The organism is Pseudomonas songnenensis (assembly GCF_003696315.1).
Taxonomy (GTDB): domain Bacteria; phylum Pseudomonadota; class Gammaproteobacteria; order Pseudomonadales; family Pseudomonadaceae; genus Stutzerimonas; species Stutzerimonas songnenensis.
Window position 1 is genome coordinate 603,078 of sequence record NZ_RFFN01000002.1, and the last position, 15,764, is coordinate 618,841.

General features: G+C 62.5%; 15 protein-coding genes. 11 read left to right on the top strand and 4 right to left on the bottom strand.

The genetic code is table 11. The features are described from left to right. The first annotated feature begins 6 nt into the window (after positions 1–6). The 4 genes from EA798_RS07230 (at position 7) to EA798_RS07245 (ending at position 3,234) form a co-directional block, all read left to right on the top strand. Positions 7–360, top strand: a complete 354-nt coding sequence (locus tag EA798_RS07230) for a DUF4398 domain-containing protein (protein ID WP_122098516.1) — start codon at positions 7–9, stop codon at positions 358–360. After that, positions 357–1,151, top strand: coding sequence for an OmpA family protein (locus EA798_RS07235; RefSeq protein WP_122098517.1), 795 nt, complete (start codon positions 357–359; stop codon positions 1,149–1,151). The genes EA798_RS07230 and EA798_RS07235 overlap by 4 nt, the downstream gene beginning before the upstream one ends. 109 nt (positions 1,152–1,260) lie before the next feature. Beyond that, positions 1,261–2,691, top strand: a complete 1,431-nt coding sequence (locus EA798_RS07240) for an aminotransferase-like domain-containing protein (RefSeq protein WP_122098518.1) — start codon at positions 1,261–1,263, stop codon at positions 2,689–2,691. A 33-nt stretch (positions 2,692–2,724) separates the two neighbouring features. After that, on the top strand, positions 2,725–3,234 hold the full coding sequence (locus tag EA798_RS07245) for a hypothetical protein (RefSeq protein ID WP_122098519.1): 510 nt from the start codon (positions 2,725–2,727) through the stop codon (positions 3,232–3,234). A gap of 43 nt (positions 3,235–3,277) precedes the next feature. Here the strand turns inward: EA798_RS07245 and EA798_RS07250 are convergent, their stop codons facing one another. Together EA798_RS07250 and EA798_RS07255 are read right to left on the bottom strand one after the other, a co-directional pair. Further along, on the bottom strand, positions 3,278–5,836 hold the full coding sequence (locus EA798_RS07250; RefSeq protein WP_122098520.1) for a bifunctional diguanylate cyclase/phosphodiesterase: 2,559 nt from the start codon (positions 5,834–5,836) through the stop codon (positions 3,278–3,280). Between the two features lie 95 nt (positions 5,837–5,931). Continuing rightward, positions 5,932–6,099 (bottom strand): DUF2897 family protein, encoded by a 168-nt coding sequence (locus EA798_RS07255; protein ID WP_015276564.1) that lies wholly within the window; start codon positions 6,097–6,099, stop codon positions 5,932–5,934. Between the two features lie 175 nt (positions 6,100–6,274). On the opposite strand from EA798_RS07255, the gene pyrF reads away from it, so the two are divergent. Further along, the gene (gene pyrF / locus EA798_RS07260; protein ID WP_106158301.1) at positions 6,275–6,970 is read left to right on the top strand and encodes an orotidine-5'-phosphate decarboxylase; all 696 of its coding nucleotides are present in this window, start codon (positions 6,275–6,277) and stop codon (positions 6,968–6,970) included. A 54-nt stretch (positions 6,971–7,024) separates the two neighbouring features. Here pyrF and EA798_RS07265 read toward each other — a convergent pair whose 3' ends face one another. Further along, positions 7,025–8,029: an NADP-dependent oxidoreductase gene (locus tag EA798_RS07265; RefSeq protein WP_122098521.1), complete on the bottom strand. Its 1,005-nt coding sequence runs from the start codon at positions 8,027–8,029 to the stop codon at positions 7,025–7,027. A gap of 217 nt (positions 8,030–8,246) precedes the next feature. Here EA798_RS07265 and EA798_RS07270 point away from each other — a divergent pair, with 217 nt between their 5' ends. Continuing rightward, positions 8,247–9,008 (top strand): SDR family oxidoreductase, encoded by a 762-nt coding sequence (locus tag EA798_RS07270; protein WP_106158303.1) that lies wholly within the window; start codon positions 8,247–8,249, stop codon positions 9,006–9,008. Positions 9,009–9,054: 46 nt separating this feature from the next. On the opposite strand, the gene EA798_RS07275 is transcribed toward EA798_RS07270, so the two are convergent. Next, a complete protein-coding gene (locus tag EA798_RS07275; protein WP_122098522.1) occupies positions 9,055–10,242 on the bottom strand; it encodes a benzoate/H(+) symporter BenE family transporter in 1,188 nt (395 codons plus the stop codon). Positions 10,243–10,480: 238 nt separating this feature from the next. Between EA798_RS07275 and fliE the strand changes: the two genes are divergently transcribed. From fliE to fliI, 5 genes are read left to right on the top strand one after another with little or no spacing between them, the layout of a single operon-like run. Next, positions 10,481–10,810, top strand: a complete 330-nt coding sequence (fliE, locus tag EA798_RS07280; protein ID WP_015276569.1) for a flagellar hook-basal body complex protein FliE — start codon at positions 10,481–10,483, stop codon at positions 10,808–10,810. Between the two features lie 13 nt (positions 10,811–10,823). After that, positions 10,824–12,608, top strand: coding sequence for a flagellar basal-body MS-ring/collar protein FliF (fliF, locus tag EA798_RS07285; protein WP_015276570.1), 1,785 nt, complete (start codon positions 10,824–10,826; stop codon positions 12,606–12,608). Continuing rightward, on the top strand, positions 12,601–13,617 hold the full coding sequence (fliG, locus tag EA798_RS07290) for a flagellar motor switch protein FliG (RefSeq protein ID WP_015276571.1): 1,017 nt from the start codon (positions 12,601–12,603) through the stop codon (positions 13,615–13,617). Before fliF ends, fliG begins: the two co-directional genes overlap by 8 nt. 19 nt (positions 13,618–13,636) lie before the next feature. Then, the gene (gene fliH, locus EA798_RS07295) at positions 13,637–14,413 is read left to right on the top strand and encodes a flagellar assembly protein FliH (protein ID WP_106158305.1); all 777 of its coding nucleotides are present in this window, start codon (positions 13,637–13,639) and stop codon (positions 14,411–14,413) included. After that, positions 14,403–15,761: a flagellar protein export ATPase FliI gene (gene fliI / locus EA798_RS07300; protein WP_106158306.1), complete on the top strand. Its 1,359-nt coding sequence runs from the start codon at positions 14,403–14,405 to the stop codon at positions 15,759–15,761. The genes fliH and fliI overlap by 11 nt, the downstream gene beginning before the upstream one ends. Positions 15,762–15,764 lie beyond the last annotated feature (3 nt).

Below are 15,764 nucleotides of genomic sequence, written 5' to 3' on the forward strand. Positions count from 1 at the left end.
GCCGTATTGAAACAGCTTTTTCCCAGCGTATTGCTTGCCGTCCTCCTGATGAGTGGGTGCGCGAGTGACCCAGCCCCGATCGAACAGTTGCGTCTGAGCGAGCAGGCCGTTGAGCAGGCGCGCTCCGTGGATGCCTCCGAGGCCTACGAGGAACTGGTCCTTGCCGAGAGCAAGCTGAGCGCGGCACGCGCCGCCTTGGAAGCAGGTGATAACCGCGAAGCGCGCGTACTCGCCGAACAGGCAGAGCTGGATGCCCGTCTGGCCGAAGCCAGGGTGCTCAGGGACAAGCGCCAGGCGCAGATGGACGATCTCACCCGACGTATCCAGCGCTTACGCCAGCAACTGGGAGAAGTCCGGTGAGAAACCCATTAGCCTTTGCAATCGCTGTACTGCTGGCTGGTTGCGTCAGTCAGGAAGCCGAGCGCGAGATCGGTCAGGCTTCCGCTACGTTGGAGCGCGTACAGGCCGACAGCATGGTTCAGCGTGCGGCACCCAAGGATCTGCAGCGTGCGCTGGAGACGCTGCAGCGCGCGGAACGCTTCAACGAGTACTGGGGCGGTACTGCAGATGCGCGCCATTACGCTTATCTGAGCCAGCGCTACAGCGAGATCGCCGATCAGCAGGGCGCGCTGTTGCAGCATCAGGAGCAGGTTGCCCGACTGGAAATGGAGCGTGACCGGCTGCGCCGCATGTTGCAGGATGCCCAGCTGATGACGGCCGAACAGCAGGGGCGTTGGCTGGAAGATCAGATGATGAGCCTGGCGGCGAGCGAAACTGATCGTGGAATGGTGATGACACTGGGTGACCTGCTGTTCCATGCCGGCAGTGCCGATTTGAACAGCTCCGCCAACCGGACACTGCTCAAGCTCGTCCACTTCCTCCAGCTCAATCCGCAGCGCAAGGTGCGCATCGAGGGTTACAGCGACAGCCGCGGTGACCCGCAAGCGAATCTCGCACTGTCCCAGGCCCGGGCGCAGACCGTGGCCGACCTGCTGCTGAATCTGGGTATCGCGGCCGAGCGTATCGAGGTACGGGGCTACGGAGAGCGGTTCCCGCTGGCCGAAAACGCGTCGGCCAGGGGCCGCGCGCAGAATCGTCGCGTCGAAATACTGTTCTCCGACGTCGAAGGCAATCTCGGTCCTGATCGTTAGCGAGCAGAACGCAACGTCGACTGTTTCGCCCACACTTAGCGCAACTGTATTGGTCTCGTTCTGAATCACTGAGCTACTGTTACGGTTCAGTTGGCAGGAGACCGACGTAATGACCAATCTGTTGCTCTATCAGCGCATTGCCCAGCAGCTTGCCGAGGATATCCGGCGGGGCGTGTATCGACCCGGCGAGCGCGTGCCCTCGGTGCGCAAGATGAGCCGACAGCTCAGTGTCAGCCATGCGACGGTTTTGCAGGCGTATGCCAACCTCGAGGATCAGGGCATGATCCGCGCGCGTCCGCAATCCGGCTTCTATGTTCACCAGACGCCGGTCCTTACCGCACCGACGCCGGATATTGCCCAGGTGGAACGGCCGACGCTGGTCACTCGCAGCAGCATCATCAATCAGGTGCTCAGCGAGTCGCGCCGCGAAGGGCTGATTCCTTTAGGAGCAGCGGTACCCCACGTCGATTACCTGCCGGTACGGGCGTTGCACCAGCAGCTGGCCAAAGTCACGCGTTTTCAAAGTCCGCGGGCGTTCAGCTACATGTTCAGCCCCGGTTACGAGCCGTTGCGACGCCAGGTCGCGATCCGCATGCGCGACGCAGGGGTGGTGGTCGATTCGAGCGAGATCGTCATTACCCATGGATGTGTGGACGCGTTGCAGATGTCCCTGCGGGTGCTGACCAAGCCCGGGGATCTGATTGCAGCCGAGTCACCCACTTACTACGGGCTGTTGCAGCTGGCCGATCTGCTTGGACTCAAGGTCATTGAGATCCCCAGCGATCCCGATACCGGCATGAGTCTGGAGGCGCTGCAGCTGGCGGCGGGGCAGTGGCCGATCAAGGCACTGGTGTTGACCGCGCGACTGAGCAATCCGCTGGGGGTGAGCATGCCTGATCCTCGGCAGAAGCAATTGCTGAGTTTGGCGGCGCGCTTCGACATCCAGATCGTCGAAGACGATATCTACGGCGAACTGATGTTCGAGCAGGACCAGTACAAGGCGCTCAAGTCCAATGATCGTGAGGGGCGAGTCATCTACTGTTCGAGCTTTTCCAAGACACTGTCGCCGGGCGTGCGGATCGGCTGGGTCATCGCCGGCCGTTACCAGCCGGAGATTGAGCGGTTGCAGACCTTTAGCACCCACTCCGCCTGTAGCGTCACGCAAATGGGGGTGGCGGCTTACCTCGAAAATGGTGGCTACGACCGGCACCTGCGAGCGATTCGCCAGGAATACCGCAAGAACCTCAGCGCCTTTCAGTTGGCGGTACAACGCTATTTTCCGCAGGGTACCCAGATGACGCGGCCCAAGGGCAACTTCATTCTCTGGGTCAGCCTGCCGGTGCGGGTCAATACGCAGGATCTCCACGTGAGAGCGCTTGAGCAGGGCATCAGCATCGCCCCAGGGTTGATCTTCAGTAACACTGAACAATTCAACCACTGCATTCGTCTCAATTGTGGGCTCCCCTGGAACAACGAAACCGAGCGAGCGCTGCGAACACTCGGGCAGCTGGCTTCGGAGCTGTGCAGGGACGCACAATAGTGTTTTTACCCCCGCAGTTCTGAGGTGCATCCCATGCAAAGGCCGCTGGTGCTGTTGTTTTTGTTGGCCTTGCTGGGCGGATGTGGTGATGATGATTCGAGGCCCGAGCCTGAGGATGTACCTGCGCCGGTCGAGCAATCTGCGCCGGCTCCGGTTGGCTCAGAGCCGGCAGAGGCGCCGCCGGACCTGCAGATTGAACTGGCGGCGCCCGAGGAATCTGCCGACCCGGCTTTGCCAGACGTGCAGATCAGCATTCCTGAACCGCAACCAGCACCGCGGCCTGCTCCAGCCCGGCGCCCTGAGCCTCCGAAGCCGGAGGAGGTTGAGCTTGCCGAGCCTGAACTGGATCTGCACTTGCCGGACGAGCTCGTCGAGGCGCTGATGCCTGCGCCCAGTGCCGAGGCTGCACGGCTGCTGCCGCCTCTTTTCGAAAAAGGCAAGGCATCTCAGTCGATGCAGATCGGCGGCCGCCTTATTTCAGGCGAGGACGATGACGAGGCGTTGATCGAGGGAGCCGAAATCCGTTTCGAGTTCAAACGCTGAACTCAGGCATCGTCCGTGACGAGGCGAAGTAGATCAACGGGCATCAGTCGGCATCCGCAAGCAGGCGCCTCAGTTCCTCGGCGGGCATCGGCAGGCTCATGTGAAAGCCTTGCACTTCGGTGCATCCGTCATCGGTCAGCAAGCGCAGCTGTTCTTCGGTTTCCACACCTTCGGCCGTCACGCGCATCTGCAGCCCGCGGCCCAGCTCGATCAGGGCGCGTACGATTGAATGATCTTCCGTTGACTGTTCGATACCAGCCACGAAGCTGTTGTCGATCTTTATCACGTCGAACGGATAGTGACGCAGGCTGGTCAGCGACGAGTAGCCAGTGCCGAAGTCATCCACGGCCAGGTGTACGCCGAGCGCCTTGATGCGCTTGAGCAGCTCCAGTGTGCTTTGTGTTTCCTGCAGCAGCGCACTTTCGGTGATCTCCAGCTCCAGACGCTCACCTGCCAGGCCGTTCTCGCGCAGTGCGTGGGCGATCTCGTCCAGCAGGCGATCGTCATGCAGCTGCAGCGGTGAGAGGTTGACCGAGACGACCATGTCCACTGGCCAGCTGGCGGCCTGCTGACAGGCTTGATGCAGGACCCAGCGGCCGAGCGGGATGATCAATCCGGTTTCTTCGGCCAGCGGGATGAACTGCTCGGGCAGCAGCAGACCGTGGGTGGGGTGATGCCAACGTACCAGTGCCTCCGCGCCGATGATCTGCATGCCCTGGCTCAGGTAGCGCGGCTGGTAATGGACTTCCAGGTGCTGTTCGGCGATCGCAACGCGCAGTTGCTCCTCGCGCCTGAGTCGTTCATGCAGGCGCTGGTCCATGTCCCGCCCATAGGCACGCCATGTCCCACGGCCGGCATCCTTGGCCTGATAGAGGGCAATGTCGGCACAGCGCAGGAGTTCGTTAGCCTGGGTGGCATCCATAGGCGCCAGGGCCACGCCGATGCTGGCGCCGATGCTGATCTGGTGGTCCTCATAGGCGAACGGCGCGCTGAGCGCCTCGATGATGCGGTTGCACAGGCGGTCGATGTCTTCGTCTTCGCTCATGCGATGCAGGGCGACTACGAACTCGTCGCCTCCCAGGCGTGCCACCAGATCGCCGTCGCGCGTGCGTTCACGAAGCCGCGAGGCTACGCCCATCAGTACTTCATCACCCGCCGCATGGCCGAGGGTGTCGTTCACCGGCTTGAAACGATCCAGATCGATGTAAAGCAGCGTCATCGTCGAGCCGCTGCGCAGCGATGCCAGGTTCTGCTCTAGGTAGTCACGCAGCCGGCTGCGGTTGGGCAGGCCGGTCAGCGGATCGTGCTGCGAAAGGTACTGGACTCGCGCCTGCGCCTTGGTTTCCTCGGTAACGTCGCTGGCCGTGCCGCGGTAACCGACCAGCTTGCCGTCATGCTGGATGCTGCGGGCCGCCAGCCGGCAAAAGCGCTCACAGCCGTCTGCTGCCCGATAGCTGCTGCGCAGCGGCGTAATCTCGGGTGCTTCGAGCCAGCCCTGCAGCGCTGCGCTGTCGGAGATCAGCAGCTCCAGCAAGGGGCGGCCCAGCCACTGTTTGGGTTCATGGCCGGTGATTTGCCGAAATCGATTGGAGAGAAACGTCAGACGCGCCTGGTCATCGGTCTCCCAGATCCAGTCGGAAGCCGCCTCGGCAACATCGCGAAAGCGTTCTTCGCTTTCGGCTAAAGCGCTGCGGCTCGCTGCGAGCCTTGCGTAGCTGACATCGAGCAGATGCATGGAGCGCAGGGCATGGCGCATCAGCAGCCAGGCGAGCAGTCCGAGACCGAGCGCGACCGCCGCCAGAATCGGTAGGGTGATCCATAGCAATAGGCGACCGGGTTGCGGCGCGGTCCAGGTGAAGCGGATGGTCGATCCGTTTTCCATCGTCTGCGTGATGCCGGTGCCATCCTCAGGCCCCTGATCGTCGGCCAGCCGTAGATGCTCGATTGCATACTGCTCGCCTATTTCTTCCAGCCGCGCTGCATCCAGCAGGTCAACGAAGAGCAGAACCGATGAGGGGCCGTCGATCTCCTCGACGTCGGCGCCGCCCGTGCTCAACACCGCCGCGGCGACCAGTGCTGGCTGACCTTCTGCCCATAGTAGCGAGGACACCCCGGCATCCTCTTCCACTGCGGTGCGGGCGCGTGCCAGCAGCTCCGGCAGGCCGCCCTGCAGGTACTCGTGGCTATCCACCGGCTGCAATTTGCCACGAACTACCGAGTAGGCGGTTTCGCCGGCCGGATTTATCACCAGTACGGCTTCGTAATCGAAGTCCTTGTAAAGCGAGGGGCCGAGGTTGGCCTGGGTGTATGCCCAATCGGTATCGGGTTGCCCGTTGAGGTGTCTGTAGGCGTCGCCCCAGAAGGCGTAGTCGACGATGGAACGGTTCATCCAGTCGTGCTGTGCCTGCAGCGCCTTGCTGGCGAGGAACTGGCTCTGTGCCAAAGCATCCCGATCGATGTGCCGAGCGATGTGGATCAGTGCAAGCGCAGCCGCAACCAGTGCGGCCACGAGGAGCGCAACCATGCTGGGCAGAATACGTCGGGCGAAGAGTGTTTTGGCCTTCGGCTTCATTGGGCCGTTGCCATCGGAGGGCGTGTGCATGCGGGGGTCCTTGCCAGAACTGCAATGATCGCGGTTATGAAGGCTTTAAGCCACTAACCGTTACCGAAAACTCGTGCCAGGTGCGGAGCTTCGTATTATCGATCACGCGATTCCTGCGCATCCGCTTCGGCATTGCGCTGGGCAATGCGTTTCTTCTGTTCCTCAGTCAGCGGGATCTTGCGTGCGGTCGAGCGCAGCATCAGCAGGCTGCCAACAATCGATCCGAGTGCGACGAGCAGAATCAGCCAGAAATACCAGGGCATGCTGTTTCTCCAGGCGAGTGGTTGATGGGACGCTCGAGCTGCACTTTACGTTGGCACGCTCGCGGGGTCACCAATCCGGGTCAAGGTCATGCCTGGATTTTGACCTTGCATGTGGGCTTTCGTCGCGCTCGGCGTTTTCTGCGACAATGCGCGCCGACTTTTCCGAGGACGTGTCATGACCTGCCAGACTCCGATTATCGTAGCGCTCGATTTCCCCTCTCGCGATGCCGCGCTGGCACTGGCGCAGCAGCTCGATCCCGGCCTGTGTCGGGTCAAGGTTGGCAAGGAGCTGTTCACGCGTTGCGGCCCATCGGTAGTCGAGGCTTTGCAGGGCATGGGTTTCGAGGTGTTCCTCGATCTCAAGTTCCACGACATTCCCAACACCACGGCCATGGCGGTGAAGGCCGCTGCCGAGCTGGGTGTGTGGATGGTCAATGTGCACTGTTCCGGTGGTCTGCGGATGATGGCGGCCTGCCGTGAAACGCTTTCCAGCATGTCCGGGCCTGCACCGTTGCTGATCGGTGTAACCGTGCTGACCAGCATGGAGCAGGACGATCTCGCCGGCATCGGTCTGGATATCGCGCCGCAGGATCAGGTGTTGCGGCTGGCCGGGCTGGCGTCGCAGGCGGGCCTCGACGGGCTGGTCTGTTCGGCGCAGGAGGCCGTGCCGCTCAAGGCGCAGTTCCCGGCGCTGCAACTGGTCACCCCAGGCATTCGTCCGGCCGGCAGTGCGCAGGACGATCAGCGTCGCATCCTGACTCCGGCCCAGGCCATGGCCGCGGGCTCCGATTATCTGGTGATCGGCCGGCCGATCGCCCAGGCAGCCGATCCGGCGCAAGCGCTCGCAGCCGTGGTGGCCGAACTGGCATGACGAAAAAAAGGCTGGGCCTCACGGCTCAGCCTTTTTGACGAAGCGCGCTGGTAATCAACTGACCTTGAGCACCAGCTTGCCGAAGTTGCCGCCGGTGAACAGCTTCATCAGCGTGTCCGGGAAGGTCTGCAATCCCTCGATGATGTCTTCCTTGCTCTTGAGCTGGCCGCTCGCGAGCCATTCGGCCATGTCGCGCATCGCCTCGGGGTAACGCGAGACGTAGTCGGTCACCACCATACCCTCCATCCGCGCGCGATTGACCAGCAGCGACAGATAGTTGGACGGGCCCTTCACCGCTTCCTTGTTGTTGTACTGGCTGATGGCGCCGCAGATGACTACCCGCGCACCAACAGTGATGCGCTGCAGCACGGTATCGAGGATGTCGCCACCGACGTTGTCGAAGAACACGTCCACGCCTTTCGGGCACTCGCGCTTCAAGCCCGCTGCCAGGTCCTCGTTCTTGTAATCGATGGCACCGTCGAAGCCGAGTTTCTCGATCAGGAAGCGGCACTTGTCCGCACCACCGGCGATGCCCACCACGCGACAACCCTTGATCTTGGCGATCTGCCCGGCAACGCTGCCGACCGCACCGGCAGCGCCGGAGATCACCACGGTCTCGCCGGCCTTGGGCTGGCCAACCGCGAGCAGCGCGAAGTAGGCGGTCATGCCGGTCATGCCCAGCGCCGACAGGTAGCGCGGCAACGGCGCCTGCTGTGGGTCGACCTTATAGAAGCCTTTCGGCTCGCCCAGATAGTACGCCTGCACACCCAACGCACCGTTTACGTAGTCACCTTCCTTGTAATCCGGGTGCTGCGAGGCGATCACCTTGCCGACGCCCAGCGCGCGCATTACTTCACCGATGCCAACCGGTGGGATATAGGACTTGGCATCGTTCATCCAGCCACGCATGGCTGGGTCGATGGACAGGTACTCGACCTTGACCAGGATCTGATTGGGGCCAGGCTCGCTCACCGGCTTCTCGACATAGTCGAAAGTTTCCCGGGTCGGCGCGCCGATCGGCCGCTGGGCTAGCAGGAATTGCTGGTTGAGCAGGGTCATGAAATAAGCCTCGTGTTTGCGAAAGGTTTGGTTTAGCCCGGCCAGCGCCGCGCCGCAAGCTACGTCAGCAGGCTGGAATGAAAGGGCATCCAGTTCGGTGATATGACCGTGACGGCGGTGAAATACGCGAACAGATAGCGGTATAAGTCTGACCGGGAAGCCCTGTGCGGTCATTTCACGGGCGCAAGGCCTTTAGATTTCTTCGGGAAGAACAACAATGAGCATGACATTTTCCGGGCAGGTTGCTCTGATCACCGGCGCAGCGGCTGGTATCGGTCGCGCTACTGCGCAGGCGTTCGCCGAGCAGGGCCTCAAGGTGGTCTTGGCCGATATCGATGAGGCCGGTATTCGTGACGGTGCGCAAAGCATTCGTGCCGCTGGCGGCGAGGCGATCGCTGTGCGCTGCGACGTGACCCGCGATGCGGAGGTCAAGGCGCTCATCGAGCAGACGCTGGCGCAATTCGGTCGGCTCGATTACGCATTCAACAATGCCGGCATCGAGATCGAGCAGGGCCGGTTGGCCGAAGGCAGCGAGGCGGAGTTCGACGCGATCATGGGCGTCAACGTCAAGGGCGTGTGGTTGTGCATGAAGCACCAGTTGCCGGTGATGCTCGCGCAGGGCGGTGGCGCCATCGTCAATACCGCGTCGGTCGCGGGGCTGGGCGCTGCGCCGAAGATGAGTATCTACGCGGCGTCCAAGCATGCGGTGATCGGCCTGACCAAGTCGGCCGCTATCGAGTACGCCAAGAAAAAGATCCGCGTGAATGCCGTGTGCCCTGCGGTGATCGATACCGACATGTTCCGCCGCGCCTACGAGGCCGACCCGCGCAAGGCTGAGTTCGCTGCCGCGATGCACCCGGTCGGACGCATCGGTAAGGTCGAGGAGATCGCTGCTGCGGTGTTGTACCTGTGCAGCGATGGTGCCGCGTTCACGACCGGCCAGGCGCTGGCGGTGGATGGTGGTGCGACGGCGATCTGACGGCGTGCCCGGCGCTGCCTGGCCGGACACCCGCTTTCAGCGCCGCTCAGTTGCGGCGGCGCAGAATCAGCAAGGTGATCACCCCCGCGATCAATCCCCATAACGCTGCGCCAATACCGAACAGCGTCAGCCCCGACGCCGTGACCATGAAGGTGATCAGCGCCGCCTCGCGCTCGTCGGGTTGCTGCATGGCCTGGGTCAGACCTGAGCCGATGGAACCGAGCAGCGCCAGTGCGGCGACCGACAACACCAGCGCCGCCGGAAAGGCGGCGAATAACGCCGCCAGGGTTGCACCGAAGATGCCGGCGATTCCGTAGAACACGCCACACCACGCAGCCGCCGTATAGCGTTTGCTCGGATCGGGGTGGGCTTCGGGGCCCGCGCAGATCGCCATGGTGATCGCCGCGAGATGGATGCCGTGGGAGCCGAAGGGTGCCAGCAACACCGAAGCGATGCCTGTGGTCGAGATCAGCGGCGACGCCGGCACCTGATAGCCCTCGGCCCGCAGTACGGCCAGCCCTGGCATGTTCTGCGAGGCCATGGCAATGACGAACAGCGGAATGCCGATGCTGAAGATGGCCGCAAAGGACAGTGCTGGCGTGGTCCATACCGGAATCGCCACCTGCAGACTGAAACGCTGGAAATCCAGCAAGCCGGAGACGCCGGCGATCAGGCAGCCGACCAGCAGTGCGGCAAGCACCGCGTAGCGTGGTTGCAGCCGTTTGGCCAGCAAGTAGCTGAAGAACATTCCGAGCACCAGCACCGGCTGGACCTCTACAGCTCTGAATATCTCGATGCCGATATTGAACAGCACGCCCGCCAACAGCGCGGCGGCCAGCGATGCCGGCACACGCCGCATCAGGCGCTCGAAACGGCCGGTCAGACCGCACAAGGCAATCAGCGCCGAAGCGAAGATGAAGGCCCCAATCGCTTCCGCGTACGGCACGCCGGGCAGACTGGTAATCAGCAGCGCGGCGCCTGGTGTCGACCAGGCGACTACCACCGGGGTGCGAAAACGCAGTGACAGGCCAACGCTGCAGATGGCCATGCCGATCGACAACGCCCAGATCCACGATGAAATCTGCGCTGTACTCAGCCCTGCTGCCTGGCCAGCCTGGAACATCAGTACCAGCGAGCTGGTATAGCCGGTGAGCATGGCAATGAAGCCAGCCACGATGGTCGAGGGCGAGCTATCGCTCAGGGGACGCAAGGCGGTGCGGCTGATCTCAGTCATTTTGCTTTCTACTTATAAAGATGCGGCGGTGCGCAACGGCGAACCTATCGTACAAGCCTATTTGCCTCTGCCGGGCTGCGTCGCGGTACAGCCGCGAGTGCATCGGACGTAACAGTCGCCAGCCAGGGTGCAGGTCATCGCCATGCCAGGACGATGCGGTTCAATCTGGCACCCTTGTTGCTATCTAGTCTTTGCCTGCTGCGAAGCGTCAAAAAAACCGCAGCTGTTGGAGGGTTAGATGAGTCAGGGTGTTCAATTCAATCGCTTGATGCTGGAAATGCGGGCCATGCAGACCGATGCAATGGCGCGCGCCAAGCCGGAGGTCAAGACCCAGGAGGTCGGCGCTCCGAGCTTTTCCGACATGCTTGGCCAGGCGGTGAACAAGGTTCACGAAACCCAGCAGGTTTCGAGCCAGATATCCTCTGCCTTCGAAATGGGGCAGGGCGGTGTCGACCTGACCGAAGTGATGATCGCCTCGCAGAAGGCCAGCGTTTCCTTTCAGGCCATGACCCAGGTACGCAACAAACTGGTTCAGGCTTACCAAGACATCATGCAGATGCCGGTGTGAGGCGGGTTGAATCATGGCTGAAGCGTTGAGCAATGTTCCGGTGCCGGCTACTACCGAGAATGCCAAGAAGCCCTTGCTGGGTCTGTCGTTCCTGGAAAACCTGTCGGATATGTCGATGCTGCGGCAGGTTGGCCTGTTGGTCGGCCTGGCAGCCAGCGTCGCGATCGGTTTTGCCGTGGTGCTCTGGTCGCAGCAGCCTGACTACCGCCCATTGCTCGGCAGCCTGGCGGGGATGGACGCCAACCAGGTGATGGAAACCCTTGCCGCCGCGGATATTGCCTATACCGTCGAACCCAATTCCGGTGCCCTGCTGGTCAAGGCCAACGATCTTGCGCGCGCCCGTCTCAAGCTGGCCAGTGCAGGCATTGCTCCGGCCGACAGCAATATCGGTTTCGAGATTCTCGACAAGGATCAGGGCCTCGGCACCAGCCAGTTCATGGAAGCGACCCGTTATCGTCGCGGCCTCGAAGGCGAGCTGGGCCGGACCATCTCCAGCCTGAACAACGTCAAGGGTGCCCGCGTGCACCTGGCCATTCCGAAAAGCTCGGTGTTCGTTCGTGACGAGCGCAAGCCAAGCGCTTCGGTTCTGGTCGAGCTGTATCCGGGCCGCGCCCTGGAGCCGAGCCAGGTGATGGCAATCATCAATCTGGTGGCGACCAGCGTACCGGAACTGAACAAGTCGCAGATCACCGTGGTGGATCAGAAGGGCAACCTGCTGTCCGACCAGCAGGAACTGACCGAGCTGAGCATGGCCGGCAAGCAGTTCGACTACAGCCGTCGCATGGAGAGCCTCTACACCCAGCGCGTGCACAACATCCTGCAGCCGGTGCTCGGCAGCGGCCGCTACAAGGCTGAAGTCTCGGCAGATGTGGACTTCAGCGCGGTCGAATCCACCTCGGAGACCTTCAATCCCGATCAGCCGGCGCTGCGCAGCGAGCAGAGCGTCAACGAGCAACGTCAGAGCAGCCTGCCGCCGCAAGGCGTGCCTGGCGCCCTTAGCAATCAGCCGCCCGGGCCAGCCGCTGCGCCTGAACAGGCCAATCAGGCAGCCGCCGCTGCTGGTGCCGTGGCGCCTGGGCAACCGCTGCTGGACGCCAATGGTCAGCAGATCATGGACCCGGCGACGGGCCAGCCGATGCTCGCACCGTTCCCAGCCGACAAGCGCGAACAGGCCACCCGAAATTACGAGCTCGACCGTTCCATCAGCTATACCAAGCAACAGCATGGACGCCTGCGTCGCTTGTCGGTCGCCGTAGTGGTTGACGATCAGATGACGCTGAATGCAGCCGGCGAGATGGTTCGTGTGCCCTGGACTGCCGATGACCTGGCACGCTTCACCCGCCTCGTGCAGGACTCGGTAGGCTTCGATGCCAGCCGTGGCGACAGCGTCAGTGTGATCAACACGGCCTTCGTGGCGGACAGCTTCGGCGAAACCTTCGAGGAGATTCCGTTCTACTCGCAACCCTGGTTCTGGGATGTCGTCAAGCAGGTGCTCGGCGTGCTGTTCATCCTGGTGCTGGTGTTCGGTGTGTTGCGTCCGGTACTCAAGAGCCTGACCAACCCCAGCAGTGGCAAGGAGCTGCAAGTCGCCAATGGTCCGGGGGATCTGGGCGACGAGGAAGGCCTGGAATCGGGCCTGTCGAATGATCGGGTCAGCCTGAGTGGCCCGCAGAACATCCTGTTGCCAAGCCCCAGCGAGGGATATGAAGCCCAGCTGAATGCGATCAAGAACCTTGTGGCCGATGACCCGGGACGGGTAGCCCAGGTGGTGAAAGAGTGGATCAACGCCGATGAATGACAATCGACTTCCCGCCAAGCTCAACAAGGTCGACAAGGCCGCCATTCTGCTGCTCTCGCTGGGTGAAACCGATGCCGCGCAGGTTCTGCGCCACCTCGGCCCGAAGGAGGTGCAGCGGGTCGGTACTGCCATGGCGCAGATGCGCAATGTGCAGAAGACGCAGATCGAACAGGTCATGAGCGAATTCGTCGAGATCGTCGGCGATCAGACCAGCCTGGGTGTAGGATCCGATGGCTATATCCGCAAGATGCTCACCCAGGCCCTCGGTGAGGACAAGGCGGGTGGCCTCATCGACCGCATCCTGCTGGGCGGCAATACCAGCGGACTGGACAGCCTCAAGTGGATGGAGCCGCGGGCGGTGGCCGATGTGATCCGCTACGAGCACCCGCAGATCCAGGCCATCGTGGTCGCCTATCTCGACCCTGATCAGGCCGGCGAGGTGCTGTCGCACTTCGACCACAAGGTCCGGCTGGATATCGTGCTGCGCGTTTCCTCGCTCAATACCGTGCAGCCCGCGGCCCTGAAAGAGCTGAACCTGATTCTGGAGAAACAGTTCTCCGGCAGCACCAACACCAGCCGGGCCAGCCTGGGTGGCGTGAAGCGTGCGGCAGACATCATGAACTACCTGGACAGCTCCATCGAAGGCCAGCTGATGGACGCGATCCGCGACGTGGACGAGGATCTGTCCAGCCAGATCGAGGACCTCATGTTCGTCTTCGACAACCTTGCCGAAGTCGACGACCGTGGCATTCAGGTGCTGCTGCGTGAGGTATCCTCCGACGTGCTGGTGATGGCGCTCAAGGGCGCCGACGACGGCATCAAGGAGAAGGTCTTCAAGAACATGTCCAAGCGCGCCGGCGAACTGCTGCGTGACGATCTTGAGGCCAAGGGTCCGGTGCGCGTCAGCGATGTCGAAAACGCGCAGAAGGAAATTCTCACCATTGCTCGCCGCATGGCCGAGGCCGGAGAAATCGTCCTGGGCTCCAAGGGCGGCGAAGAGATGATCTAAGCAGGTACGAACCCTACACATGGCCAAGGACAACCCCAGCGATCTCATTCGCGCGAAGGACGTCAGTTTGTTCGATCGCTGGTCTTTGCCCAGTTTCGATCCGCAAGGTGAAGAACAGGTGGTGCCTGCGGCTCCGGTCATCGAGCAGCCGGTCGAGGAGTTGGCGCGCAGCGAGGATGTTCCGGTCGAGGAAGTCAAACCGCTGACGCTCGACGAACTCGAGGCGATCCGCCAGCAGGCCTACAACGAGGGCTTCGCCACCGGCGAAAAGGACGGCTTTCACGCCGGGCAGCTAAAGGCGCGGCAGGAAGCCGACGCGGCGCTGGCGCCTCGAGTGGAAAGCCTGGAGCGGCTGATGGGTCAACTGCTCGATCCGATCGCCGATCAGGATCGCAACCTCGAACATGCGATGGCCACGTTGGTCAGCCACATGGCGCGCGAAGTGATCCAGCGCGATCTGCTGATCGATTCCAGCCAGATTCGCCAGGTGTTGCGCGAAGCGCTGAAGCTGTTGCCGATGGGGGCCAGCAACGTGCGTATTCACGTCAATCCGCAGGATTTCGAGCTGATCAAGGCGCTGCGTGAGCGTCACGAGGAAAGCTGGCGAATCCTCGAGGACAGCAGCCTGCTGCCCGGCGGCTGTCATATCGAAACCGAACACAGCCGGATCGATGCCAGCATCGAAACGCGCCTCACCCAGGCCATCAAGCAACTGTTCGAGCAACAGCGCGAAAATGCCACTCATCCCCCGGCAGCGGATCTGACAATCGATCTGGATGGTTCCGATGCGCCTTGAGCGGGTCAGTTTCGCCAAACGTTTCGAAGCCTATGAAGCGGCGATCAAGCTGCCCAGCCAGCCGCTGCTGGAAGGGCGCTTGCTGCGCATGGTCGGCCTCACGCTCGAGGCGGAAGGCCTGCGCGCGGCGGTCGGCAGCCGCTGCCTGGTGATCAACGACGACAGCTATCACCCCACCGAGGTCGAGGCCGAGGTGATGGGTTTTTCCAGCGGCAAGCTGTATCTGATGCCGGTCGGCAGCCTGGCGGGCATCGCCCCCGGTGCGCGTGTCGTGCCGCTGGTCAACACCGGGCGGCTGCCCATGGGCACGTCCATGCTCGGTCGCGTGCTCGACGGGGCGGGGCGCGCGCTGGATGGCAAGGGCGGCATGAAGGCCGAGGACTGGGTGCCGATGGATGGGCCGGTGATCAACCCGCTCAAGCGCCATCCGATCAGCGAGCCGCTGGATGTCGGCATCCGCAGCATCAATGGCCTGTTGACGGTCGGGCGCGGTCAGCGTCTCGGACTCTTCGCTGGTACCGGTGTCGGCAAGTCGGTGCTGCTGGGCATGATGACCCGTTTCACCGAGGCCGACATCATCGTGGTCGGGCTGATCGGCGAACGTGGCCGCGAGGTGAAGGAGTTCATCGAGAACATCCTCGGCGAGGAGAGCATCAAGCGTTCGGTGGTAGTGGCTTCGCCTGCCGACGAGGCGCCGCTGATGCGGCTGCGTGCCGCGCAATATTGCACACGGATCGCCGAGTATTTCCGCGACAAGGGCAAGAACGTGTTGCTGCTGATGGATTCGCTGACCCGCTATGCCCAGGCCCAGCGTGAGATCGCCCTGGCGATCGGCGAGCCGCCAGCGACCAAGGGCTACCCGCCGTCGGTGTTCGCCAAGCTGCCCAGCCTGGTCGAGCGCGCCGGCAACGCCGAGCAGGGTGGTGGTTCCATCACGGCGTTCTACACCGTGCTGTCGGAAGGTGATGACCAGCAGGACCCGATCGCCGACGCCGCGCGCGGTGTACTCGACGGCCATATCGTGCTGTCGCGCCGGCTGGCGGAGGAGGGTCATTACCCGGCCATCGACATCGAGGCCTCCATCAGCCGGGTCATGCCGCAGGTGGTGAGCGCTGATCACGTTCGCGCTTCGCAGCGTTTCAAGCAGCTCTGGTCGCGTTACCAGCAGAGCCGCGACCTGATCAGCGTCGGGGCCTACGTCCCGGGTGGCGATCCGGAAACCGACATGGCGATCGCACGGCAGGCTGAAATGGTCCGTTATCTGCGTCAGGGACTCGATGAAAGCGAGAACCTGGATCAGAGTGCCGCGCAACTGGCTGCGGTCTTCAGTCCGCGGCAGGCGGGCTAATCG

Excerpts from the sequence above, each read along its gene's own strand:
- EA798_RS07240 (WP_122098518.1), top strand. The coding sequence starts at position 1,261 with ATGACCAATCTGTTGCTCTATCAGCGCATTGCCCAGCAGCTTGCCGAG.
- EA798_RS07245 (WP_122098519.1), top strand. The coding sequence starts at position 2,725 with ATGCAAAGGCCGCTGGTGCTGTTGTTTTTGTTGGCCTTGCTGGGCGGA.
- EA798_RS07250 (WP_122098520.1), bottom strand. The coding sequence starts at position 5,836 with ATGCACACGCCCTCCGATGGCAACGGCCCAATGAAGCCGAAGGCCAAA.
- EA798_RS07255 (WP_015276564.1), bottom strand. The coding sequence starts at position 6,099 with ATGCCCTGGTATTTCTGGCTGATTCTGCTCGTCGCACTCGGATCGATT.
- pyrF (WP_106158301.1), top strand. The coding sequence starts at position 6,275 with ATGACCTGCCAGACTCCGATTATCGTAGCGCTCGATTTCCCCTCTCGC.
- EA798_RS07265 (WP_122098521.1), bottom strand. The coding sequence starts at position 8,029 with ATGACCCTGCTCAACCAGCAATTCCTGCTAGCCCAGCGGCCGATCGGC.
- EA798_RS07270 (WP_106158303.1), top strand. The coding sequence starts at position 8,247 with ATGAGCATGACATTTTCCGGGCAGGTTGCTCTGATCACCGGCGCAGCG.
- EA798_RS07275 (WP_122098522.1), bottom strand. The coding sequence starts at position 10,242 with ATGACTGAGATCAGCCGCACCGCCTTGCGTCCCCTGAGCGATAGCTCG.
- fliE (WP_015276569.1), top strand. The coding sequence starts at position 10,481 with ATGAGTCAGGGTGTTCAATTCAATCGCTTGATGCTGGAAATGCGGGCC.
- fliF (WP_015276570.1), top strand. The coding sequence starts at position 10,824 with ATGGCTGAAGCGTTGAGCAATGTTCCGGTGCCGGCTACTACCGAGAAT.
- fliG (WP_015276571.1), top strand. The coding sequence starts at position 12,601 with ATGAATGACAATCGACTTCCCGCCAAGCTCAACAAGGTCGACAAGGCC.
- fliH (WP_106158305.1), top strand. The coding sequence starts at position 13,637 with ATGGCCAAGGACAACCCCAGCGATCTCATTCGCGCGAAGGACGTCAGT.
- fliI (WP_106158306.1), top strand. The coding sequence starts at position 14,403 with ATGCGCCTTGAGCGGGTCAGTTTCGCCAAACGTTTCGAAGCCTATGAA.